This window comes from Falsiroseomonas sp. RANM36 (assembly GCF_056682175.1).
The window spans coordinates 149,199-151,395 of record NZ_JBWXTD010000008.1 but is presented as its reverse complement, the minus strand read 5'-3'; the positions used below and the strand labels follow the sequence as shown (position 1 = coordinate 151,395).

The window sequence follows — 2,197 nt, the reverse complement described above, 5'->3', positions numbered from 1 at the left end:
CAACACGGCCCGCCCGCACACGAGCCTGAACGGGCTCACCCCAGCCGCATTTGCAACCCGCCCCGCATCGGGGCAAATGGAGAACAGGCTCTGCTCATGAACGAGGGCAATTAGGGGGCAGGGTCACCGGTGGCGAGGAGAGCTGCCGATGCGGGCCGAGGTCTTCGCCCGGAACGCCGCCTTCCAGGATTTCGACGCCTTCGTCGCCGCCACCGCGAATTCCGGCGGCCGGGTGATCCCCATGGCCCCGGGATTCTGGCGGGCGACGCTCGACGTGGCGGGGCTCGGCGGGATCATGCTCTATCGCGCCGCGGTGCCGCCGCAGATCCGCCAGGGCGCGGCCGCGCCGGGGGATGTGCTGATGCTGGCGCGCACGGCGCCCGGCTCCATGCTGCATCAGGGGCATGCCTTCGGCCGCGGGGAGATCGTGCTGGCCGGCGACCGCACGCCGATCGACACGCATTTCCGGCAGCCGGCCGTCTGGACCGGCGCCCAACTCGCGCCCGGCGGCCTGGCGCGGCTCGTCGAAGGTTGGGGCGAGCGCATCCCCGGCGCCGGCGGCCATGCGATCCGCGACATCGGCGGGGCGGAGCACGACGCGCTGATGGCGGCGCTCGAGGCCGGCGTCGCCGCCGCGTCCCGTTCGGCCGAGGTGATCGCGAACCCGATGGCGGTCGCGGGGCTGCGCGATTCGGTGGAAGCCGCCATCCAGCGCGCCCTGGCCGGCCCGGCGGCCTGGGTCGAGCAGCCGCGCGCGACCGGGCAGCTTCTGCGCATCATCCACGCCGCCAATGCGCTGCTGGCGGATGAGGCCGTGCCGGCGATGGGCGTGACCGACCTTGCCGCGGCGCTCGGCGTGTCCCGGCGCACGCTGCATCGGGCCTTCGCGGCGGTCTATGGCTGCAGCCCGCTGACCCAGTTGAAGCGCCGGCGCCTGGCGCAGGTGCGCGCCGCGCTGCTGGCGCGGGGGGCCGCGCCGCTGGTGAAGACCGTCGCGCTGGACCATGGCTTCTGGCATCTCGGCCGCTTCGCGCAGGACTACCGCGCCATGTTCGGCGAGCATCCGAGCGAGACCCGGCGCCGGCCGGACTGAGCCGGGGGCGCCCGCCACGCCCCCTTGACCTTCCCGCGGCGGCAACCATTAGCCTCGGCGCAATCTGCAAGGAGCGCCGCAGGGCGATGGTCCGCATTCCGAGCCCGAGAACGCACGGCACCGGCCGGGACCATCGCCGGCCGGGACGGCGCGGCCTGCTGCTGCTGCCCTTCGTTGCCATCGCCACGTCGGCGGCGGCGCATTCCGAACTGCGCGGCTCCGTCCCCGCCGCCGGCGCGGTGCTGGACCGCGCGCCGGAGAGCATCGCGCTGCAGTTCAACGAGCGGGTGCAACTGACCGCGCTGCGCCTGCACCGCGTCGGCGGGGCGGAGATCGCCCTGCCCCGCCGCGCGATCCGCGAGGCGACGCGGGAGGTCGTCGCCCTGCCGCCGCTCGAGCCCGGCGAGTACCGCGCGGAGTGGCGCATCATCTCGGCGGACGGCCATGCGGTCGGCGGCGTCATTCCCTTCCGCGTCGCGGGGCCGCGCGCGCCATGATCCTGGAATACCTGCAGCCGGACCCCTCGCTCGCCGACGGGCTCACGGTGGTGCTGCGCGCGCTCTACTACGTCGCGACGATCGGCGCGGCGGGGCTTGCCTTCTTCACGATCGGCTTCGGCCACCGGCTGGAAGCGGCGGAGGCGGCGCGGCTGCGGCGGCTGCTGCTCGGCGCCGTCGCGGCGGGCCTGGTGCTCTCGGTCGCGGCGCTGGCGCTGCGCGTCTTCGTGCTGACGGCGGGGGCGAGCGCCACCGATCCGGATGTGTGGGCGGCCGTGATGCGCTCGCGCATCGGCGATGCCTTCTGGCTGCGCAGCGCCGGCCTGGTCCTGCTGGCCGCGGCGGCGACGCGCTGGCGCGCGGGTTCCGCCGTGGCGGCGGTGGGTGCGGCGCTCGTGCTCTTCTCCTATGCGGCGATGGGGCATTCGATGCTCTTCCGGCCGCGGCAGGAGATCGCGGCCCTGGTGGTGCTGCATCTCGCGGTGGTCGCGTTCTGGGTCGGCTCGCTGCCGCCGCTGCTCTGGGTCGCGCGGCGGCGCGGCCCGGCCGCCGCGGCGGCGCGGCGGGGGGGCGGGGGCGGGGGGGGGGGCGGGGGCGGGGCCCGCGG

Annotated in this window: 2 protein-coding genes and 1 pseudogene; all 3 read left to right on the top strand. The window is 75.7% G+C overall.

The annotated features are described in order from the left end of the window. Positions 1-148 precede the first annotated feature (148 nt). Positions 149-1,093, top strand: coding sequence for an AraC family transcriptional regulator (locus tag AC1MIR_RS26385; protein ID WP_480031152.1), 945 nt, complete (start codon positions 149-151; stop codon positions 1,091-1,093). Positions 1,094-1,179: 86 nt separating this feature from the next. Then, a complete protein-coding gene (locus tag AC1MIR_RS26380) occupies positions 1,180-1,590 on the top strand; it encodes a copper resistance CopC family protein (protein ID WP_480031151.1) in 411 nt (136 codons plus the stop codon). After that, positions 1,587-2,197: pseudogene (locus AC1MIR_RS26375) on the top strand (copper resistance protein); the annotation flags it as partial. The gene AC1MIR_RS26380 and the pseudogene AC1MIR_RS26375, both read left to right, overlap by 4 nt.